This is a genomic window from Pelomonas sp. CA6 (assembly GCF_022549225.1).
Lineage (GTDB): Bacteria > Pseudomonadota > Gammaproteobacteria > Burkholderiales > Burkholderiaceae_C > Roseateles.
In genome coordinates this window covers 74,408-96,038 of the sequence record NZ_JAKZFD010000010.1, presented here as the reverse complement: position 1 = coordinate 96,038, position 21,631 = coordinate 74,408, and the positions used below count along the sequence as shown (strand labels likewise).

Genomic DNA, 21,631 nt, shown 5'->3' with positions numbered 1-21,631 from the left:
ACCATCGCCATGAGCACCGCCCTGCACATCCAGCACCATCCCGAGCGCCAGCGCTTCAGCACCGAGCCGCGCCCCGGTCTGCACGGCGAGCTGGACTACCAGCGCCGCGGCGAGCAGCTGCTGATCACGCACACCGGCGTGGACCCGGCGCTGCGCGGCCAGGGCGTCGCCGCGCAGCTGGTGGAAGCGGCGCTGGCCTGGCTGGCGCCGCAGGGCCTGCAGCTTGTGCCGGCCTGCAGCTATGTGCAACTGCATCTGCGCCGGCATGCGCACTGGCAGCGGCTGCTCGCGCCCGCGGCGGCGCAGGCGGTGCTCAACGAATGGTTCGGCGCGCCGGGCAGCGCCGAGGACGGCCAGATCCAGGCCAAGTGGTTCCGCAAGAACCCCGACTTCGACCGCCAGTTGCAGCAGCGCTTCGGCGCACGGATCGACGACGCGCTGGCCGGCGGTCTGCGCGATTGGGATGACACGCCCTGGGGCCTGCTGGCCCGGGTGCTGCTGCTGGATCAGTTCACGCGCAACACCGGGCGCGACACGCCGCGCGCCTTCGCGGGCGACGCGCTGGCGCTGGAGGCGGCGCTGGCGCTGATCCCGCGCTGGCAGGACCTCGGGCCGCTGCAGCGCTGGTTCGCGCTGATGCCGCTGGAACATGCCGAGGACGCCGCGCTGCAGGCGCGCTGCGTGCGCGAGTTCGAGGCCCTGGCCGCGCAGGATGCCCGATTGGCCGACGCGCTGGACTATGCGCGCCGCCATGAAGCGGTGATCCGCCGCTTCGGCCGCTTCCCGCACCGCAACCCCATCCTGGGCCGCGAGAGCACGGCCGAGGAGCGGGACTACCTGGCCCAGCCCGGCGCCGGCTTCTAGCGGCGCCGTCGGGCGCGTCAGCCGCCCGCGGCTTCCTTCTCCTGCAGCAGACGCCACATCACCTTGCCCGAGCCGGACTTGGGCAGGCTGTCGGCGAACTCGATGATGCGCGGCGCCTTGTAGGCCGCCATGTGCTCGTGCGCCCAGGCGACGATGTCCTGCTCGCGCGTCTGCCCGCGCGCCTCGGCGCGCAGCACCACCACCGCCTTCACGGTCTCGCCGCGGTAGCTGTCCCGCGCGGCGATCACGCAGGCCTCCTGCACCGCCGGGTGGCGGTAGAGCAGCATCTCCACCTCCGACGGCCAGACCTTATAGCCGCTCGCATTGATCATGCGCTTGAGCCGGTCGGTGATGAAGAAATAGCCTTCGTCGTCCATGCGCCCCAGGTCGCCGGTGCGGAAGAAGCGTCGTCCGTCCAGCTCCACGAAGGCGGCATCGGTGGCCTCGGGCTGGCGCCAGTAGCCGAGGAAGACCATGGGCCCATGGGTGATGATCTCGCCCACCTCGCCCACCGGCAGCTCCTCCAGCGTCACCGGGTCGACGATGCGCGAGTCCACGCCGAACAGCGGCATGCCCAGGCATTGCAGCTTGGCGCGCTCCGGCGGGTTGGCATGGCTGGGCGCGGCGGTCTCCGTCAGGCCATAGCCCTCGGCGAAGGTGAGGCCGAACTCGTCCAGCAGGCGCTGCGCCACCGCCTCCGGCATCGCCGCGCCACCGCCGCTCAGATAGCGCAGGCTGGAAAGATTGAAGCTGCGGTAGTTCGGGCTGCCGAAGAGATCGATGATCATGGTCGGGATGCAGGTCCAGTGCGTGACCTGGTGGCGCGAGATCAGCCGGCCAGCCAGCTCGCGATCCCAGCGCGGCATGATGACCATGCTCATGCCGTTGTACACCGGGCTCAGCACGCCGTAGAGCAGGCCCGTGATGTGGAACATGGGCACCACCGCCAGGCCCACCGCCTCTGGGCTGGCATGCCCCCAGAGCCCGCCGCCGACCGCGTTGGCCATCAGCGTGGCGTTGCTGTGCATGCAGCCCTTGGGCAGGCCGGTCGTGCCCGAGGTGTAGGGCAGCAGCGCCAGATCGTCCGGCCCCGCGCTGTGCGGCCCCAGCTGGCCGGACTCGCCCTCCCGCAGGGCCTGCGTCCACGGCACGGCGCCTTCCGGCAGCGCGTGGCGCGCGCTCAGCCAATCGCGCATCGCGGCGGGCAGGCCCGCGTCGGGGTCGGGGCCGCCGGGCGGCAGCATGTCGGCGTAGTGCGTGACCAGCAGCGTATCCAGGCGGCGTTCGGGCGCCAGCCGGGCATTCGCCGCCTCGACCACCGGCGCCAGCTCGGCGCTGCAGATCACGACCCGCGTCTCGGGGTCGCTGATGTAGTGGCCGAACTCGTCCTCGCGGTTCATCGGGTTCACCGGCACGACGACGGCGTTGGCGCGGTTCACCGCATAGAAGGCGACGACGAACTGCGGGCAGTTCTGCATGAACAGCGCGACGCGGTCGCCCGCCTGCACGCCGCGCGACTGCAGCCAGGCGGCGAGGCGCAGCGCCTGCTCATGCAACTGGGCGTAGATCAGCGTCGCGCCCACGTAGTGCAGCGCCGGCTTGTCCGGGAAGCGCCGCGCCGCGACCTCCAGGTTGAACCACAACGAGGTGCGCGGAATCTCCAGCTGCCGCGGCAATCGGCGCGGCCAATGGCTGTGTTGCACGGCGGCCTGCTCGGGGCGCGCCTGGGCGACGAGGGTCATGGGCAAGTCTCCGGGTCGGCGTCTGCGCGCCACTGGCCCCGATCTTGTCCAGCCGCGGCGGCTTGCGCTGTCCCCGCAGCGACAGCCCGCCGCGCTAGACCACGACGGGCTCGGGCTCCAGGCGGATGCCGAAGCGGCCGTACACGCTTTCCTGGATCGCGCGCGCCAGGGTCACGACCTCGGCGCCACGCGCCGCGCCACGGTTCACCAGCACCAGCGCCTGCTTGTCGTAGACCGCCGCGTCGCCCACCGACTTGCCCTTCCAGCCGCAGGCGTCGATCAACCAGCCGGCGGCCAGTTTGAAGCTGCCGTCGGGCATGGGGTAGTGCACGATGTGCGGGTCGCGCGCGATGATGTCGCGGCACTGCTCGGCGCTGACCACGGGGTTCTTGAAGAAACTTCCTGCGTTGCCGATGCGCGCCGGATCGGGCAGCTTGGCACGGCGGATCTCGCAGACCCAGTCGAAGACCTGGCGCGCGTCGGGCGCGGTGAGGCCGGTTTCGGCCATCTTGCGCTGCAGGTCCAGATAGCCCAGCTGGGGCTGCCAGGGCTTGGGGCAGCGCAGCCGCACCGCGGTGATCACGCCCTTGCCGGCCAGGCCGCCGAAGCCGCTTTGCTTGAACACGCTGTCGCGATAGCCGAAGCGGCAGGCCGTGGCGTCCAGCGTGACACGCCGGCCGGTGGTGAAGTCGATCGCGTCCAGGCTGTCGAAGCGGTCCTTCAGCTCCAGGCCATAGGCGCCGATGTTCTGCACCGGGGCCGCGCCCACGGTGCCCGGGATCAGCGCCAGGTTTTCCAGGCCGGGCACGCCCTGCGCCAGCGACCAGGCCACCAGCTCATGCCAGACCACGCCGGCGCCGGCCTCCAGGATCCAGCAGTCCGCGCGCTCCTCCAGCACCCGCAGCCCCGGAATCTCGACCTTCAGCACCACGGGCTCGACATCCCGGGTCAGCACCAGGTTGGAGCCACCGCCGAGCACGAACTTGGGCGCGCGCCCCAACTCCGGATGGTCCACGACGCGGCGCGCGTCGGCTTCGCTGCGCAGGCGCACCAGCCGGCGCGCCACGGCGGGCAGGCCGAAGCTGTTGTAGGGCTTCAGATTGACGTCGCTTTCCACGTTCAGCCCGCTGGCTGCGGGCGTGGGCGAGGTGCTGGCGGACGCGGTGTCCGCGGGCGGGATCGGGGAGGACTGCATGGCAGAATTCTCCCCCAAACCATTCCCTCTTCCCCGTGGCCCGGACCTGACCGAGGCCCCACAGGATCACGCATATGCCCAGCTTCGATACCGTTCTTGAACCCGACATGGTCGAAATCCGCAATGGCGTCGACAACGCCGCCAAGGAAGTCTCCACCCGCTTCGACTTCAAGGGCACGGGCGCCAAGCTGGAGCTCAAGGACAAGGAGAAGGAAATCCTGCTGCATGGCGACAGCGATTTCCAACTGGAACAGCTGCAGGCCGTGCTGCTGGACAAGCTCACCAAGCGCAAGGTGCCCATCACCTATCTGGACATGAGCGCCAAGCCCGAGAAGATGGGCGGCGACAAGCTCAAGCAGAGCTACAAGATCAAGGCCGGCATCGAATCCGACCTGGGCAAGAAGATCGTCGCCGCAATCAAAAACGGCAAGCTCAAGGTCCAGGCCTCCATCCAGGGCGACACCGTGCGCGTGACCGGCAAGAACCGCGACGACCTGCAGGTGGCGATCACGCTGCTGAAGAAGGAGTTCGCGGATACGCCGCTGTCCTACAACAACTTCCGAGACTAGATGGTGCCCCCCGCCCAAGGAGTACCTTGGGCTGCCCCCCGTGGGGGGCGGCGATACGGGTGGCATTCAGCCACCCGTATCGCCAAGCGGGCCGGCTTGGGGCGGCCCGGCGCCGGCCCTGGAATACACCCCCTCGTCCAGGGAGTACCCTGGCCGGTCCCCCGTGGGGACGCCGATACGGGCGGCATTCAGCCACCCGTATCGCCAGGCGGGCCGGCTTGGGGCGGCCCGGCACCGGCCCTGGAATACACCCCCTCGTCCAGGGAGTACCCTGGCCAGTCCCCCGTGGGGACGCCGATACGGGTGGCATTCAGCCACCCGTATCGCCAGGCGGGCCGGCTTGGGGCGGCCCGGCGCCGGCCCCTGGAACACCCCCTCGTCCAAGGCGTACCTTGGCCGGTCCCCAAGGGGGACGCCGATACGGGTGGCATTCAGCCACCCGTATCGCCAAGCGGGCCAGCTTGGGGCGGCCCGGCGCTCCGCCCCAAATACAGTCGCTGCTCGCGGCGAAATTGGCAGGCGTCTCGGCAAGAGGCCCGATGTGGAGTCGAGCCGTACTCGGCGAGCGACTCAAGGCCTGAGCGGTGGAGCCGCCCCGATGGTCGTCGGGCCAGGGCTCAGTGCCCAGCGCGGGCCTCGGTCAAATCGCATTCAGGCCCTCCTTTTGGTGACTTTTCCTGGGCCCGCAGGAAAAGTTACCCGGCTGCCGGGCCGGGACCCGGCGGGCTCTGCGCCCCGCGCAGACAATGGAGCCAACCCGCCAACCCGCCAACTCGCCCACGGCCCACCCACCACCCCCAACTCACCGCAGCAGGCACCACCGCTCCACACAACAGAGGAACGCCCCGCCGTGAACCGTCTCTCCCTCCTCCCACCGGCCGCGACGCTGGTCGCAGCGCTGGCCGCGGCACTGGCTTCCTCGCCGGCCCACGCCCAGGCCCCCCACCACACCGTCCAAGCGCAAACCCAGCCCCCCGGCCCCGCCGTCAGCCTTCAGGGCAGCCTGGGCGCGCAGGCCGCGCTGCTGGTGATCGACGGCCAGCCGCAGACCCTGCGCGTGGGTGACAGCGCACGCGGCGTGCGCCTGGTGTCGATGGGCGCGGACGGCGCGGTGGTGGAGGCCAATGGCCGGCGCCAGACGCTGGTGATGGGCGCGGCCCAGGTCCGCCTGGGCGCTGGCGGTCCGGGCGCGGCGCGCCAGATCGTGCTCAGCGCCGATCCGCGCGGCCACTTCATCACCGAAGGTCAGATCAATGGCCATGCCGTCCAGATGATGGTGGACACGGGCGCCACCACGGTCGCGCTGTCCCAGGCCGACGCCGAACGCATGAAGCTGCCCTTTCGCCGCGGCCAGCAGGTACTGATGCAGACCGCCAACGGCGTGGTGCCGGCCCATCGCATCCTGCTGGACTCGGTGCGCGTGGGCGCGGTCGAGGTGCGCGGCGTGGAGGCCATGGTGGTGCCCGCGGCGATGAGCCAGGTACTGCTGGGCAACAGCTTCCTCAACCGCTTCCAGATGAAGCGCGAGGACTCCGTCCTCACGCTGGACCAGCGCTACTGACTCACTCGTCCTTGTAGACGCCGACCTGCACCGGCTCGCCCACGCGACCCGAGGCGCGGTACATGCCCTCGGTGTTGAAACCCAGCAGCAGCTCGCCGCCGGCGTCCACCGCAATCAGGCCGCCCTGCCCCTGCACCGACGGCAGCTCCTGCCACAGCACCTGCTCGGCCGCCTGCGCCAGGCTCAGGCCCTTGAGCCGCATCAGCGCCGACAGTTCGTGGGCCGCGGCGCTGCGCATGAAGGCCTCGCCGGTGCCGGTGCAGGACACCGCCACTGCGGCGTCGGCCCAGCAGCCCGCACCCAGGATGGGCGAATCGCCGACCCGGCCCGCGCGTTTCATGGTCATGCCCCCGGTGGAGGTGGCCGCGGCCAGTTGGCCGCGCGCGTCCAGCGCCACGGCGCCGACCGTGCCCATCTTGGTCGATTCGTCGATGGGCGGCTGCGCGGCCGTCGCCATGCTCGCCTCCAGGTGCTGGGCGTCGTGGTCCAGCAGCGGCACCCCGGCCTGCTCGCGGGCGCGCTGCAGCTGGCGCAGGCGCTGCGGGGTGCCGAACCATTCCGGCGCCACCAGCTCCAGGCCCTGGTGCTGCGCGAAGACCTCCGCCGCGGAACCGATCAGCATCACATGGCCGCTGTGCTCCATCACCGCCCGCGCCGCCAGCACCGGGTTGCGTACCCGGCTGATGCCGGCCACCGCGCCGGCGCGCCGGCTCGGGCCATCCATCACGCTGGCATCCATCTCGTGGCGCGCGTCGGCGGTGTAGACCGAGCCCTTGCCGGCATTGAACAGCTCGCATTCCTCCAGCAGCCGCACCGTCTCGGTGACCGCGTCCAGCGCGCTGCCGCCGTCGGCCAGCACCGCGACGCCGGCCTCGGCGATGCGGCGCAGCGCGGCCCGGTAGGTCTGCTCCATCTCAGCGGACATGTCACCGCGCTGCAGCGTACCCGCACCACCATGCAGGGCCAGCGCGGGTTGGAAGGAGGAAGTGGGGGGCATCCGAGGTCTCCGGTTCTTTGTCCGCCCATTGTCTCGGCTGAGACAGGGATTTTTCGAACGACCGTGCTAAAAAGCGCACGACAAGGAGACAACGACGATGGACCTCAATTTCACCGCCGAGGAACTCGCCTTCCGGGCCGAGATCCGCGACTGGGTGCGCGCCAACCTGCCGGCCGACATCAGCCACAAGGTGCACAACGCGCTGCGCCTCTCCAAAGACGATCTGCAACGCTGGGCCAAGATCCTCGGCAAAAAGGGCTGGCATGGCTGGGCCTGGCCCAAGCAGTTCGGCGGCCCGGGCTGGAACGCGGTGCAGCGCCATCTGTTCGAGGAGGAATGCGCGCTCGCCGGCGCGCCGCGCGTGGTGCCCTTCGGACCGGTGATGGTGGCGCCGGTGATCATGGCCTTCGGCTCGCCCGAGCAGCAGCAGCGCTTCCTGCCCGGCATCATGAGCGGCGACGTCTGGTGGAGCCAGGGCTACAGCGAGCCGGGCTCGGGCTCGGACCTGGCCTCGGTCAAGACACGCGCCGAACGCCGCGGTGACAAATACATCGTCAACGGCCAGAAGACCTGGACCACACTGGGCCAGTACGGCGACTGGATCTTCTGCCTGGTGCGCACCGACACGACGGTGAAGCCGCAGGCCGGCATCTCCTTCCTGCTCATCGACATGAAGTCGCCCGGCGTCACCGTGCGGCCCATCATCATGCTGGACGGCGAGCACGAGGTGAACGAGGTCTTCTTCGACAACGTCGAGGTCCCGGCCGAGAACCTGATCGGCGAGGAAAACAAGGGCTGGACCTACGCCAAATACCTGCTCGCGCACGAGCGCACCAACATCGCCGACGTGAACCGCGCCAAGCGCGAGCTGGAGCGGCTCAAGCGCATCGCCAAGACCGAGGGCGTCTACGACGACCTGCGCTTCCGGGATCAGATCGCGCTGCTGGAGGTGGACATCGTCGCGCTGGAGATGATGGTGCTGCGCGTGCTGTCGGCCGAGAAGTCCGGCAAGCAGTCGCTGGACGTCGCCGGCCTGCTGAAGATACGCGGCAGCGAGATCCAGCAGCGCTACGCCGAGTTGATGATGCTGGCCGGCGGTCCCTTCTCCACCCCCTACATCCACGAAGCCATGGAGGCCGGCTGGCAGGGCGACCAGGCCCTGGGCGGCCTGTGGCCGGGCGGCGCCGCGCACTGCGCGCCGCTGGCCAGCCACTACTTCAACTATCGAAAGACCACGATCTACGGCGGCTCCAACGAGGTGCAGCGCAACATCGTGGCCCAGACCCTGCTGGGCTGACCCCCCGCAAGCTCGCGAGATACAAGGACAGACCATGGATTTCGATTTCACCGAAGACCAGGAATCGCTGCGCGACGCGGTGCGGCGCTGGGTGGACAAGGACTACGGCTTCGAGCAGCGCCGCGCCATCGTGCGCGCGGGCGGCTTCTCGCGCGAGGCCTATGACGGGCTGGCCGGGCTGGGCCTGAGCGCGCTGGCCGTGCCCGAGGCGCAGGGCGGACTGGGCTTCGGCCCGGTCGAGGCGATGGTGGTGATGGAAGAACTGGGCCGCGGCCTGGTGATGGAGCCCTATGCGCAGGCCGCGCTGGTGGCGCCCGCCGTGCTCGCCCATGCGCCCGACGCGCTGCAGGCGCAGTGGCTGCCGCGCATCGCCGCCGGGGACGCGCTGGTGGTGCTGGCCCACCAGGAGCGCGGCGCGCGCTACCGGCTGGACCGCTGCGATACCCAGGCCGACGACCAGGGCCGCATCAGCGGCCGCAAGAGCCTGGTGCCGGCCGGCGACCGGGCCGACGCCTTCATCGTGCCCGCACGCCACGCCCAGGGCCTGGCGCTGTATCTGGTCGAACGACAGGCCCCTGGCGTCAGCGCCGGCGGCCATCTGCTGCAGGACGGCTCGCGCGCCGCCGAGCTGGTGCTGGATGGCGCCCCGGGCACGCGGCTGGTGGGCGCCGACCAGGGGTTGGCGGTGCTGGAACTGGCGGCCGACGTCGCGATCGCCGCGCTGTGCGCCGAGGCCGTGGGCGCGATGGACCGGCTGGTGGCCATCACCGCCGACTACCTCAACACGCGCAAGCAGTTCGGCGTCGCGATCAGCAGCTTCCAGGCGCTGCGCCACCGCATGGCCGACGTGAAGATGCAGCTGGAGCTGGCACGCTCCATGAGCTACTTCGCCACACTGAAGCTGGGCGACGGCGCCGACAGCCGCCGCCGCGCGCTGTCGCAGGCCAAGCTGCAGCTGGGCCAGTCCATGCGCTTCGTCGGCCAGCAGTGCACGCAGCTGCATGGCGGCATCGGCGTGACCGACGAGTACATCTCCAGCCACTACTTCAAGCGCCTCACCGTGATGGAGATGCAGTTCGGCGACAGCCTGCACCATCTGGGCGAAGTCAGCCAGCGCATGCAGGACCAGGCCGGCGTGTTCAGCTGATGCGCACCGACCCCGGCAGCCTGACCGACGTGGCCGGCCTGCGCGTCGGCCACCACACCGACGCGCGCCGGCCCACCGGCTGCACCGTGGTGCTGTGCGAGGCTGGCTGCAGCGCCGGCGTGGACGTGCGCGGCGCGGCGCCCGGCACGCGCGAGACCGAGCTGCTGCGGCCCGAGAACACGGTGCAGCAAATCCACGGCCTGCTGCTGTCCGGCGGCAGCGCCTTCGGGCTGGCCGCCGCCGACGGCGTGATGCGCTGGCTGGTCGAGCGCGGCCATGGCTTTGCGGTGGGCGCGGCGCGCGTGCCCATCGTGCCGGCCGCGGTGATCTTCGACCTGCAGCTGGGCGACCCGGCGATCACGCCCGACGCCGCCGCCGGCCACGCCGCCTGCGAGGCCGCCACCCGCCCCAACCAGCAGCGCGGCAACGTGGGCGCCGGCGCGGGCGCCACCGTGGGCAAGCTGCTGGGCCGCGAACGCGCGATGAAGGGCGGACTGGGCATGGCCTCGCTGAAGGTCCAGGGCCAGACGCTGGCGGCCCTGGTCGTGGCCAACCCGGTCGGCGACGTGCTGGATTGCGCCAGCGGCGAGCGCCTGGCCGGCCCGCGCGGCGCCGACGGCCGCCCGCAGTCCACCGAGCAGGCCCTGCTGGATGGCGCGCCGCTGGGCGGCCCGGGACCGGGCAGCGCGACCACGCTGGGCGTGATCGCCACCGACGCGCGGCTGAGCAAGACCCAGTGCCACAAGCTGGCGCAGATCGCGCATGACGGCTTCGCGCGCAGCATCCACCCGGTGCATCAGCTGATGGACGGCGACGTGATGTTCGCGCTGGCCACCGGCGCCAGCGGGCGCGACGGCGACCTGGGGCTGCTGGGTGCGCTGGCCGCCGAGGTGGTGGCGCGCGCCGTGGCCGACGCGGTGCGCAGCGCCCAGGGACTGGGCGCGCCCTACCACCTCCCGGCCTGGCGCGACAATCAGGCCTCGTCAACGCCTGCGCAGCCTGACCCCGACCGCTCCCGCCCCCGGTGAGGACGCCGGGGCGGCCCGCCGCCTCCGATTCCTCATGAGTTCACGCCGCCGCGCTTCGCCCACCGCCCTCCCCCTCGCGCAAATCCTGTTCAGCCAGGGCTTCGGCACGCGCCGCCATTGCGCCGCGCTGATCGACCATGGCCTGGTCCGCGTGGAAGGCCAGACCGTCGACGATGGCGACGCCCTCTTTGAAACCGCCGGCCTGCAGTTCGAGGTCCAGGGCAAGACCTGGCCCTTCCACGAGCAGGCCCTGATCCTGCTGAACAAACCGGCCGGCTACGAATGCTCGCGCAAGCCCCGCCACCATCCCGGCGTGCTCAGCCTGCTGCCCGAGCCGCTGCGCCAGCGCGAGGTCCAGCCGGTGGGCCGGCTGGACGAGGACACCACCGGCCTGCTGCTGCTCACCGACGACGGCCAGCTGCTGCACCAGCTGGCCAGCCCCAAGCACCATGTACCCAAGGTCTACCACGCGCGCTGCAAGCATCCGCTGACCGAGAACGACCTGCAGGCGCTGCGCGACGGTGTGCTGCTGCACGAAGACGACCCGCGCCTGGCGGACAAGCCCGCGCGCGCCGAGGCCGCCGAGCTGCTGCCCGACGGACAGTTGCAGCTGACCCTGACCGAGGGCCGCTACCACCAGGTCAAGCGCATGGTCGCCGCGGTGGGCAACCGCGTCGAGGCCCTGCACCGCGCCGCCTATGGCGCGCTGTGGCTGCCCGAGGACCTTGCGCCCGGCCAGTGGCGCTGGCTGGAGGGCGGACTCGCCACCATCAAGGGAGAAGGCAAGACCTGACCCCTCCTGCCACAACGCGCACGCAGGAATCAGGGTTTCACCTCGCGAGCAGGGTTGCTCCTAGGGCATTTGTCACACAACTTGTGTAGAAATGTGTCCGACGCGCGGCCCATCGGCCGACGCAGGCGCAGAAAGCCCGGACCCGAGCCCGGGCCGTGTCGTGGGGTTCATGCAAACACAACAGGAAGAAGAATCGGCCGTCCGCGCGCCTACGGCGGCCGAAGACAACAGGCGCCATGCCGGCGCCGCGCTGGGACTGGCGGCCGGCGGGCTGGGCCTGCTGGCCATGGCCGTGCTGCTGCGCCAACCCTCGGTGGGTCTGGTCGGGCTGGGCCTGCTGGCCGGCAGTCTGCTGTGGACGCAGGACCAGCGCCGCAGCGAACAACGCCAACTCGCGCAGCTGCGCGATGAACTCGCCCGCGAGCGCCGTCTGAGTGCCGAGATGCGCCGCGACGCCGAGCGCGACAGCCACAGCCAGAGCCGCTTCGTCGCGGTGATGAGCCACGAGATCCGCAACCCGCTCAATGGCATCCTGGGCATGACCCAGCTGCTGGAGCAGTCCGAGCTGTCAGCCAAGCAGCGCGAGCAGGTGCACATCGTGCGCCGCTCCGGCCGCCACCTGCTCACCCTGGTCAACGACATCCTCGACCTCGCCCGCATCGAGTCCGGCAAGCTGGTGCTGGATGCCCAGCCGGTGGTCCTGCGCGAGGTGGTGGACGACGTCTGCCGACTGCTCGGCGAGACGGCGCGCGGCAAGGGGCTGGATTTCCGGCTCGACCTCGCGCCGGGCCTGCCCGAGCGCTTCATGGGCGACGCCTCGCGCATCCAGCAGATCCTGCACAACCTGGTCGGCAACGCGATCAAGTTCACCGCCCAGGGCACGGTGCGGGTTCAGGTGTCGGCGCTGCAGGACATGCACACCGGCACGTTGCTGCGCTTCGCGGTACAGGACAGCGGCGAGGGCATTCCGGCGGACCAGATGGAGCGCATCTTCGCCCCCTTCGAGCAGGTCGCCAGCGCGCCGGGCGCCCAACGCGAAGGCAGCGGACTCGGCCTGACCATCTCGCGCGAACTGGCGCGCGCGATGGGCGGCGAACTGCGCTGCAGCTCCACGCTGGGCCTGGGGTCGGTGTTCGAGTTCACGCTGCCGCTGCAGCCCTGCGCGGCCGTCGAGCCCGCCGGGTCTCCGGCCGTGCCTGCGCCGCCCGCCGAGCCGCCGCGCCTGTCCGGCCGCGTGCTGCTGGTGGACGACAACGCCGTCAACCTGCTGGTCGCGGCCGGCATGCTGGAGCGCTTCGGCATGGACGTGGTGCCGGCCGAGAACGGGCTGCAGGCGCTGGAGCAGTTGCAGGCCCAGGCCTTCGATCTCGTGCTGATGGACTGCCAGATGCCCGAGATGGACGGCTTCGAGGCGACGCAGCGCTGGCGCGCCCGCGAGGCCGCCGAGCGCCGCGCGCGCACGCCCATCGTCGCGCTCACGGCCAGCGCGGTGAACGAGGACCGCCACCGCTGCCTGGCCTGCGGCATGGACGACTACCTGGTCAAGCCCTTCGAGATGGAGGCGCTGGTGGCGCTGGTGCAGCGCCATGTCCCCGCACCCGCGGCCACCGCCGCCCCGACCGCCGTCGAGCCGTCCGACGTGCGCTGGCAGCCCGCCTGACCTCCGCCGCGCCCCGCCGCACGCCGTCGCGGCGCCGATAATGCCGTCCATGCAGGTCTTTCGCGGCTTCCACCATCCCGGCATCGCCAGCGCCTGTGCGCTGACCATCGGCAACTTCGACGGCGTCCATCGCGGCCACCAGGCCATGCTGGCGCTGCTGAACTCGGAGGCGCGCCATCGCGGCCTGCCCTCCACCGTGCTCACCTTCGAGCCCCACCCGCGCGACTTCTTCGCCGCCAAGGCGGGCCGGCCCGAGCTGGCGCCCAGCCGCATCGCGACGCTGCGCGACAAGCTCTCCGAACTGGAGCGCTGCGGGGTGGACCAGGTCATCGTGCTGCGCTTCGACGAGCGCCTGGCCTCGCTGAGCGCGCAGGACTTCATCCAGCGCGTGCTGGCCGAGGGCCTGGGCGCGCGCTATGTGCTGGTGGGCGACGACTTCCGCTTCGGCGCCAAGCGCCAGGGCGACTACGCCACGCTGGACGCCGCCGGCCAGCGCCTGGGCTTCGACGTCGCCCGCATGATGAGCTACGAGGTGCACGGGCTGCGCGTCTCCAGCTCGGCGGTGCGCGAATCGCTGGCCGCCGGCGACCTGGCGACCGCCCAGCAGCTGCTGGGCCGGCCCTACTCGATTTCCGGCCATGTGATCCACGGCCAGAAGCTGGGCCGCCGCCTGGCCGAGAGCGCCGACGGCGCGGCCGACGGCTTCCGCACGCTGAACCTGCGCTTCGCCCATGCCCGGCCGGCCGCGCAGGGCATCTTCGTCGTGCGCACCGAGGGGCTGGACGGCGACTGGGTGCCCGGCGTGGCCTCGCTGGGCGTGCGCCCCACCGTGGAGGACGCGGGCCGCGTGCTGCTGGAGGTGCACTGCCTGGACTGGCCGGCCGGCCTGGGCCGCGATGGGGCCTACGGTAAACTCGTGCGTGTGGAACTGCTGCACAAACTGCGAGACGAGGCTCGTTTCGAGAGCCTTTCGGCCCTGACCGCCGCCATCCGCCAGGACGTGGATCAGGCGCGCGCCTACCTGGCCGCCCACGCAGCCCTGCGTCGCCAGACCACGCGCGACCGAATTTGAAGCGCCGCGCGCGCCCTCCCGTCCCCGCCCGCTTCAACGCAGACCGTTTGCCGTCTGCCCTTCCCTTGCCGCTGCCATGACCGACGCTGCCAAAGACTACCGCTCCACCCTCAATCTGCCCGACACCCCCTTCCCGATGCGCGGAGATCTGCCCAAGCGCGAGCCGGGCTGGGTCCAGGACTGGGAGGACCAGGGCATCTACAAGAAGCTGCGCGACGCGCGCTGCGGTGCTCCCAAGTTCGTGCTGCACGACGGTCCGCCCTATGCCAACGGCCAGATCCACATGGGGCATGCGGTCAACAAGATCCTCAAGGACATGATCGTCAAGGCGCGCCAGCTGGCCGGCTTTGACGCCGCCTACATCCCCGGCTGGGACTGCCATGGCCTGCCGATCGAAAACCAGATCGAGAAGACCTTCGGCCGCGGCCTGCCGCGCGACGAGGTGCAGGCCAAGAGCCGCGCCTATGCCGCGGAGCAGATCGCGCAGCAGATGGCCGACTTCAAGCGCCTGGGCGTGCTGGGTGACTGGGAGCGTCCCTACCGCACCATGGACTTCAAGAACGAGGCCGGCGAAATCCGCGTGCTCAAGCGCCTGTTCGAGCGGGGCTTCGTCTACCGCGGGCTGAAGCCGGTCTACTGGTGCTTCGACTGCGGCTCCTCGCTAGCCGAGTTCGAGATCGAGTACGCCGACAAGCAGTCCCCCGCCGTCGACGTCGCCTTCCTCTGCGCCGAACCGCAGAAGCTCGCGGCGGCCTTCGGGCTGCCAGCCCTGGCCAAGGACGCCTTCACCGTCATCTGGACCACCACGCCCTGGACCATCCCGGCCAACCAGGCGCTCAACCTCAACCCCGAGCTGCCCTATGCGCTGGTGGACACCGAGCGCGGCTACTTCGTCGTCGCCGAGGCGCTGGTGGAGAAATGCCTGGCCCGCTGGGGCCTCGCGGGCCAGGTGGTGGCGGTCACGCCGGGCCGCTCGCTGGAGCTGCTGAAGTTCAAGCATCCGCTGGCCCATGTCGACCCCGGCTTCGACCGCGAGAGCCCGGTCTACCTCGCCGACTACGCCACCGCCGACGACGGCACCGGCGTGGTCCATTCGGCGCCGGCCTATGGCCTGGACGACTTCAACAGCTGCGTGAGCCACGGCCTGGCCTTCAAGGACATCCTCAACCCGGTCCAGGGCAACGGCGTCTACGCCGCCGAGTTGCCGCTGTTCGCCGGCCAGCACATCTGGAAGGCCAATGCGGTGATCGCCGAGGCGCTGCAGAACGCCGGCCGGCTGCTGGCGCACAGCAAGATCAGCCACAGCTATCCGCACTGCTGGCGCCACAAGAGCCCGGTGATCTACCGCGCCGCGGCGCAGTGGTTCGTGCGCATGGACGAGGGCGACGGCCTGTTCACGGTCGACAAGGCCGACAAGACCCTGCGTCAGACCGCGCTGGAGGCCATCGAGCAGACCAGCTTCTACCCCGAGAACGGCCAGGCGCGGCTGCGCGACATGATCGCCGGCCGGCCCGACTGGTGCATCTCGCGCCAGCGCTCCTGGGGCGTGCCGCTGCCCATCTTCCTGCACAAGGACACCGGCCAACCCCACCCCGACACCCTGGCGTTCATCGAGCGCGCGGCGCAGCTGGTCGAAGCCGGCGGCGTCGAGGCCTGGGCCAAGCTGGACCCGGCCGACTGGCTGGGCGCCGACGCCGAGCACTACAGCAAGGGCCAGGACATCCTGGACGTCTGGTTCGACTCCGGCTCCACCTTCCAGCATGTGCTCAAGGGCAGCCACGCCGGCGCCGCGCACGCCAGCGGCCCCGAGGCCGACCTCTACCTGGAAGGCCATGACCAGCACCGCGGCTGGTTCCACAGCTCGCTGCTGATCTCCTGCGCGATCAACGGACGCGCGCCCTACAAGGGGCTGCTGACCCACGGTTTCACCGTGGACAGCAAGGGCCACAAGATGAGCAAGTCGCGCGGCAACGGCGTGGATCCGCAGGACACCAGCAAGAAGCTGGGCGCCGAGATCATCCGCCTGTGGGTGGCCGCGTCCGACTACTCGGGCGACATCGCTGGCGATGACAAGATCCTCGCGCGCGTCGTCGACGGCTACCGCCGCATCCGCAACACGCTGCGCTTCCTGCTCGCCAACACCTCCGACTTCGACGCCGCGACCGAGGCCGTGCCGACCAAGCTGCTGCTGGAGGCCGACCGCTACGCGCTGGCGCGGGCCGCCGAGTTCCAGGCCGAGATCCTCGCCCACTACGAGCGCTACGAGTTCCATCCGGTGGTGGCCAAGCTGCAGGTCTACTGCTCCGAGGACCTGGGCGCCTTCTACCTGGACGTGCTGAAGGACCGCCTCTACACCACGGCGCCCAAGTCGCAGGCACGCCGTTCGGCGCAGACCGCGCTGTGGCACATCACGAACGCGATGCTGCGCTGGATGGCCCCCTTCCTCAGCTTCACCGCCGAGGAGGCCTGGAAGGTGTTCGCCCACAAGGGCGCGGGCGACACCCTCTTCACCGAAACCTACTGGGACTTCGGCACGACCGATGGCGCGCTGACGGCCAAGTGGAACCGCATCCACGAGATCCGCGACGCGGTCAACAAGGCCATCGAGGACGTGCGCGGCACCGGCGCCATCGGCTCGTCGCTGCAGGCCGAGGTGACCATAGGCGCCAACGAGCAAGACCTGGCCCTGCTGCAAAGCCTGGGCCAGGACCTGAAGTTCGTGCTCATCACCTCCGCGGCGCAGCTGGTGCCGGCCGAAACCCTGAGCGTCACGGTCACGCCGTCCGCGCACGCCAAGTGCGAGCGCTGCTGGCACTACCGCGCCGACGTGGGCGCCAACCCGGCGCACCCGACGCTGTGCGCGCGCTGCGACAGCAACCTGCACGGCGACGGCGAGCTCCGCAGCATCGCCTGAGCCCCGGGGCCCTTGTGCCGCCCCGGCCGCGGGGCGGCGGCGCTCAGTGCGCTTCCACGGTCTTGGCGGCGTCGACCGAAGCCCGGGCGTCGCCGCCAAGGCCGTTGAAGAACACGTTGAGGACCAGCGCGGACAGCGCCGTCAGCAGGATGCCGCTCTCCAGCAGCGGATGCAGCCCGTGCGCCATCTGCTGCGTCCAGCGCGGCGCGACCAGCGGGATCAGCCCAAAGCCGATCGACAGCGCGACGACATAGAGGTTGTTGCGGTTGCCCTTGTAGTCGACCGTGGACAGGATGCGTATGCCGGTCGCCGCGACCATGCCGAACATCACCAGGCCGGCGCCGCCGAGCACGAACTGCGGGATGGACTCGACCAGCGCCGCCATCTTGGGGATCAGGCCCAGCACGATCATGATCAGCCCGCCGGCCACGCACACCCAGCGGCTGCGCACGCCGGTGACGCCCACCAGGCCCACGTTCTGGCTGAAGCTGGTGTAGGGGAAGGTGTTGAAGAGGCCACCGATCAGCGTGCCCAGGCCATCGCAGCGCAGCCCGGCGGCGAGCTCCTGCGTGGTGATGCGACGCCCGGTGATCTCGGACAGCGCGAGGAACATGCCGGTCGATTCGATCATCACCACGATCATCACCAGCACCATGGTCAGGATCATCACGCCGTCGAAGGTGGGCATGCCGAAGCTCAGGGGCGTTACCAGGTCCAGCCAATGCGCCTTCGCCACCTTGTCGAAGTTCATCTTGCCGGTGGCCACGGCGAGCGCGCAGCCCATGACGATGCCCAGCAGCACCGCGATATTGCAGACGAAGCCGCGGGCATAGCGCACCAGCAGCAGCACGAAGACCAGCACCGCCGCGGCGATGGCCATGTTGTCCAGCGCCCCATAGGCCGGGTTGTCGCTCATCGGGATGGGGCCGGGCAGCTTCAGCGCGCCCCCCGCCGCGGCCGCGGCCTTGGCCTGGTCCACCATCGCCACCAGCCGGGGCAGGTCCACGGTCTGCGCCAGCTGGGCCGGCCCGCCCATGGCCCAGCCCACGCCCACGCGCATCAGGCTGATGCCGATGATCGCGATGATGGTGCCGGTGACCACCGGCGGGAAGAAGCGCAGCAACCGGCCGATCAGCGGCGCCAGCAGCATGGAGATCACGCCCGCACCGATGATGGCGCCGAAGATCGCGCGCGCGCCCTCCACGCCCGGCATCGCGTTGGCGAAGGCCAGCATCGGGCCCACCGCGGCGAAGGTGACGCCCATCATCACCGGCAGCCGGATGCCGAACCAGCGCGTCACACCCAGCGACTGGATCAGCGTCACCAGGCCGCAGCACAGCAGGTCGGCGCTGATCAGCAACGCCACCTGCTCGGGCGTCAGCTTGAGCGCCCGCCCGACGATCAGCGGGACGGCGACGGCACCGGCATACATCACCAGCACATGCTGCAAACCCAGGGCCGCCAGGCGACCGGCGGGCAGTCTCTCGTCCACGGGGTGGACCACGGGTGTCGACATCGACGGGTCTCCTCTGCGTCTGTTGGCGGCGCCCGGCGCGCCAGGACAGACCCGACGGCCGCCCGCAGAATGTATACAAAACCGTACGCAGAAGAACCGAGGGTTAGCCAGAACTCAGCACCGGATGATCTTGGGAATTCGTCACCGACCAGGCTGACAGGGCCGACGACAAGCCAGGTCTGAACGACCAAGCCCGGTGGACAGCGTGAGGAGAATGTATACATTCCCGCAGGCAGCAGCGGAAATCTCCGCCGGGCGTGGGGACGCTGGGAGGGCCACCGCGAACGCGGTGGCCGGGGTGGTGCTCAAGGGAACACCGGCACATTGGGCTCCAGGCCCTGCAGCCGCGCCTCCGGATGGGTGCTGGCAAGCAGCGCCTCGATCTCCTCGACGCGCTGGCGCGGCACGTCCACCATCATCAGGTACTGGCCGCGCGCGATCGCATGTTCGAAGCGGCGCAGGCGCCGGCTCGGCGTGGAACTGCCGATCATGCTGGACGACCAGGTGCCCAGCACCGCGCCCAGCGCAGCCAGCGCAATCACCAGCCCCGCCGGCGCCGCGACGGCCAGGCTGTAGGCCGACGCCACACCGGCCGCGGCGCCCAGCCCGGCCCCGATCAACAGCCCACTTTCCGCCGATTCGACCAGGTCGGAGGTCTGCAGCACCGAGGCCGCCGGCAGCCCGGCCATCTCGGCGCCCTCCTCGGCCATCACATGGATCTGCTGCACCGGGATGCGGGCCAGCAGCAGTTCGTTCAGGCAGTGCCGGGCGCTCTGGTGGTCGGGCAGCAGCCAGTAGATGCGTTTGCGCATGGGAGACTCCTCGCAGGCCCGCACGGCCACCCTGGCCGCTGAAGAGGCCTCGCCACCACTGTAGGCCGCGAGCCGCGGAGCCGCAACGCCCGCCCCTGCTGCGCGAGGGGTGCCTCCGGCGCCGCGCCACGTCAGCAGCAGCGCCCGGTGCGCGAGCCGTAGCGCGCCTGCTGGCGCTCGCGGAAGAAGTCCTCGTAGCTCATCGGCGCCTGGTCCGGGTGGGTGCGCTGCATGTGTGCCAGATAGCTGCCGTAGTCGGGCACGCCCACCATCAGGCGCAGGCTCTGCGTCAGGTAGCGGCCGGCCTGGCCCAGCGCCGCCAGCGGCGCGCGGGACGGACCGGCCGAGGCGGGCTTACGCATGGGCGGCGGCGCGGGCGCCTTCGGGCAGGGCCTGATAGGGCACCTCGTTGACGCTGGGCTCACGGCTGGCGCGCGCGGCCAGCACCGACTTGACGCTGTAGACCAGGATGCTGACCACGACGAACATGAACAGCGCGCACAGCGCGGCGTCCAGGCGGTCGTTGAAGATCACCCGCTCCATCGCGCCCAGACTCTTGGCCGGGGCCAGCACCTGGCCCTGGGCCAGCGCATCGGCGTACTTGCTGGCATGGGCCAGGAAGCCCACGCGCACGTCGGGCGAGAAGATCTTCTGCCAGCCGGCGCTCATCGTGCAGATCAGCAGCCAGAGGGCCGGCAGCACGGTGACCCAGGCGTAGCGATCCTTCTTCATGCGGAACAGCACCACGGTACCCAGCATCAATGCGACGGCGGCCAGCATCTGGTTGGCGATGCCGAACAGCGGCCACAGGGTGTTGATGCCGCCCAGCGGGTCGACCACGCCCTGGTAGAGGAAGTAGCCCCAGGCCGCGACGCACAAGGCGGTGGCGATCAGGTTGGCCGGCAGCGACTCGGTGCGCTTGAGCGCGGGCACGAAGCTGCCCAGCAGGTCCTGCAGCATGAAGCGGCCCGCGCGCGTGCCGGCGTCGACGGCGGTGAGGATGAACAGCGCCTCGAACAGGATCGCGAAGTGGTACCAGAAGGCCATCAGGGCCTTGCCGCCGACGACCTGGTGCAGGATGTGGGCCATGCCCACGGCCAGCGTCGGCGCGCCGCCGGCGCGGGCCAGGATGGTGTGCTCGCCGACGTCCTTGGCGGTCTGCACCAGCATCTCGGGCGTGATCACGAAGCCCCAGGTGGACAGCGTGGCCGCCACCGCCTCGGGCGTCTTGCCGACCATCGCGGCCGGGCTGTTCATCGCGAAGTAGACCCCCGGCTCGATGCAGGAGGCGGCCACCAGCGCCATCACCGCGACAAAGCTCTCGGCCAGCATGCCGCCGTAGCCGATGTAGCGGGCGTGGGTCTCGTTCTCCAGCATCTTGGGCGTGGTGCCCGAAGAGATCAGCGCGTGGAAGCCGGACACGGCGCCGCAGGCGATGGTGATGAAGAGGAAGGGAAAGAGGTCGCCCGCCCAGACCGGGCCGTTGCCGGCAGCGAACTGGGTGACCGCGGGCATCTGCAGCGTCGGCGCGACGATCACGATGCCCACCGCCAGCGCGACGATGGTGCCGATCTTCAGGAAGGTGGACAGGTAGTCGCGCGGCGCCAGCAGCAGCCACACCGGGATGGACGCGGCGACGAAGCCGTAGCCGATCAGCATCCAGGTCAGCGCCTTGCCGTCATAGGTGAACAGCGGCGCCAGCGTCGGGCTCTCATGCACCCACTGCCCGCCCACGATGGCCAGCATCAGCAGCACGAAGCCGATCACCGAGACCTCGCCGATGCGGCCCGGGCGGATGTAGCGCAGGTAGACGCCCATGAACAGCGCCACCGGGATGGTGGCGGCCACCGTGAAGGTGCCCCAGGGCGATTCGGCCAGGGCCTTCACCACGATCAGCGCCAGCACCGCCAGGATGATGATCATGATCATGAAGGCGCCGAACAGCGCGATCAGGCCCGGCACCGTGCCCATCTCCTGCTTGACCAGGTCGCCCAGCGAGCGGCCATCGCGGCGCGTGGAGATGAAGAGCACGATGAAGTCCTGCACCGCACCGGCGAAGACCACGCCGGCCAGGATCCACAGCAGGCCCGGCAGATAGCCCATCTGCGCGGCCAGCACCGGCCCCACCAGCGGACCGGCGCCCGCGATCGCGGCAAAGTGGTGGCCGTAGAGCACGTGCTTGTTGGTGGGCACGAAGTCCAGCCCGTCGTTGTGGCGCCAGGCCGGCGTCTGGCGCGTCGGGTCCAGGCCCAGCACGCGCTGCGCGATGAAGAGGCTGTAGTAGCGATAGCCGATCAGGTAGACGCAGATGGCGGCGACCACCACCCACAGCGCGCTGATTGCCTCGCCGCGCGCGAGGGCCACGGTGCCCAGCGCGAACGCACCCAAAACAGCCACTCCCGCCCAAGCGAGGTGGCGACTGAACCTGGACATGGTTGTCTCCTTGTATCGCGCGTCGCCGCCG

At 70.5% G+C, this 21,631-nt stretch carries 17 protein-coding genes; 10 read left to right on the top strand and 7 right to left on the bottom strand.

Translation table 11 applies throughout. The features are described from left to right. Window positions 1-9: 9 nt before the first annotated feature. On the top strand, window positions 10-864 hold the full coding sequence (locus tag LZ017_RS16795) for a DUF924 family protein (protein WP_241398049.1): 855 nt from the start codon (window positions 10-12) through the stop codon (window positions 862-864). A gap of 17 nt (window positions 865-881) precedes the next feature. Here LZ017_RS16795 and LZ017_RS16790 read toward each other — a convergent pair whose 3' ends face one another. Both LZ017_RS16790 and murB read right to left on the bottom strand, forming a co-directional pair. Further along, window positions 882-2,606, bottom strand: coding sequence for a long-chain fatty acid--CoA ligase (locus LZ017_RS16790; protein WP_241398048.1), 1,725 nt, complete (start codon window positions 2,604-2,606; stop codon window positions 882-884). 94 nt (window positions 2,607-2,700) lie between these two features. Next, a complete protein-coding gene (gene murB, locus LZ017_RS16785) occupies window positions 2,701-3,801 on the bottom strand; it encodes a UDP-N-acetylmuramate dehydrogenase (protein WP_374109935.1) in 1,101 nt (366 codons plus the stop codon). Window positions 3,802-3,875: 74 nt separating this feature from the next. Between murB and LZ017_RS16780 the strand changes: the two genes are divergently transcribed. Both LZ017_RS16780 and LZ017_RS16775 read left to right on the top strand, forming a co-directional pair. Beyond that, window positions 3,876-4,370, top strand: coding sequence for a YajQ family cyclic di-GMP-binding protein (locus LZ017_RS16780; protein ID WP_241398047.1), 495 nt, complete (start codon window positions 3,876-3,878; stop codon window positions 4,368-4,370). A gap of 850 nt (window positions 4,371-5,220) precedes the next feature. Continuing rightward, entirely contained in the window at window positions 5,221-5,931 is a 711-nt protein-coding gene (locus LZ017_RS16775; RefSeq protein WP_241398046.1) for a TIGR02281 family clan AA aspartic protease, read from the top strand. Window position 5,932: 1 nt separating this feature from the next. Here the strand turns inward: LZ017_RS16775 and LZ017_RS16770 are convergent, their stop codons facing one another. Further along, the gene (locus LZ017_RS16770) at window positions 5,933-6,928 is read right to left on the bottom strand and encodes an isoaspartyl peptidase/L-asparaginase family protein (protein ID WP_241398045.1); all 996 of its coding nucleotides are present in this window, start codon (window positions 6,926-6,928) and stop codon (window positions 5,933-5,935) included. Window positions 6,929-7,025: 97 nt separating this feature from the next. Between LZ017_RS16770 and LZ017_RS16765 the strand changes: the two genes are divergently transcribed. The 7 genes from LZ017_RS16765 to ileS all read left to right on the top strand — a co-directional run bounded on the left by LZ017_RS16765 (window position 7,026) and on the right by ileS (window position 16,839). Continuing rightward, window positions 7,026-8,225, top strand: coding sequence for an acyl-CoA dehydrogenase family protein (locus LZ017_RS16765; RefSeq protein WP_241398044.1), 1,200 nt, complete (start codon window positions 7,026-7,028; stop codon window positions 8,223-8,225). Between the two features lie 34 nt (window positions 8,226-8,259). After that, entirely contained in the window at window positions 8,260-9,372 is a 1,113-nt protein-coding gene (locus tag LZ017_RS16760; protein ID WP_241398043.1) for an acyl-CoA dehydrogenase family protein, read from the top strand. Beyond that, on the top strand, window positions 9,372-10,400 hold the full coding sequence (locus LZ017_RS16755) for a P1 family peptidase (protein WP_241398042.1): 1,029 nt from the start codon (window positions 9,372-9,374) through the stop codon (window positions 10,398-10,400). Before LZ017_RS16760 ends, LZ017_RS16755 begins: the two co-directional genes overlap by 1 nt. A 34-nt stretch (window positions 10,401-10,434) precedes the next feature. After that, a complete protein-coding gene (locus tag LZ017_RS16750) occupies window positions 10,435-11,193 on the top strand; it encodes a pseudouridine synthase (protein WP_241398041.1) in 759 nt (252 codons plus the stop codon). A 169-nt stretch (window positions 11,194-11,362) separates the two neighbouring features. Continuing rightward, window positions 11,363-12,853, top strand: coding sequence for a response regulator (locus tag LZ017_RS16745; RefSeq protein WP_241398040.1), 1,491 nt, complete (start codon window positions 11,363-11,365; stop codon window positions 12,851-12,853). Between the two features lie 49 nt (window positions 12,854-12,902). Next, a complete protein-coding gene (locus LZ017_RS16740; RefSeq protein ID WP_241398039.1) occupies window positions 12,903-13,925 on the top strand; it encodes a bifunctional riboflavin kinase/FAD synthetase in 1,023 nt (340 codons plus the stop codon). 76 nt (window positions 13,926-14,001) lie between these two features. Further along, window positions 14,002-16,839 (top strand): isoleucine--tRNA ligase, encoded by a 2,838-nt coding sequence (ileS, locus tag LZ017_RS16735; protein ID WP_241398038.1) that lies wholly within the window; start codon window positions 14,002-14,004, stop codon window positions 16,837-16,839. Between the two features lie 43 nt (window positions 16,840-16,882). Here ileS and LZ017_RS16730 read toward each other — a convergent pair whose 3' ends face one another. The 4 genes from LZ017_RS16730 to LZ017_RS16715 all read right to left on the bottom strand — a co-directional run bounded on the left by LZ017_RS16730 (window position 16,883) and on the right by LZ017_RS16715 (window position 21,600). Beyond that, complete coding sequence (locus LZ017_RS16730) at window positions 16,883-18,355, bottom strand: nucleobase:cation symporter-2 family protein (RefSeq protein ID WP_241398037.1); 1,473 nt, start codon at window positions 18,353-18,355, stop codon at window positions 16,883-16,885. A 305-nt stretch (window positions 18,356-18,660) separates the two neighbouring features. Continuing rightward, complete coding sequence (locus LZ017_RS16725; RefSeq protein ID WP_241398036.1) at window positions 18,661-19,167, bottom strand: DUF1269 domain-containing protein; 507 nt, start codon at window positions 19,165-19,167, stop codon at window positions 18,661-18,663. 131 nt (window positions 19,168-19,298) lie between these two features. Beyond that, window positions 19,299-19,529: a YbdD/YjiX family protein gene (locus tag LZ017_RS16720; RefSeq protein ID WP_241398035.1), complete on the bottom strand. Its 231-nt coding sequence runs from the start codon at window positions 19,527-19,529 to the stop codon at window positions 19,299-19,301. Continuing rightward, on the bottom strand, window positions 19,522-21,600 hold the full coding sequence (locus LZ017_RS16715) for a carbon starvation CstA family protein (protein ID WP_241398034.1): 2,079 nt from the start codon (window positions 21,598-21,600) through the stop codon (window positions 19,522-19,524). Before LZ017_RS16715 ends, LZ017_RS16720 begins: the two co-directional genes overlap by 8 nt. Between the last annotated feature and the right edge of the window lie 31 nt (window positions 21,601-21,631).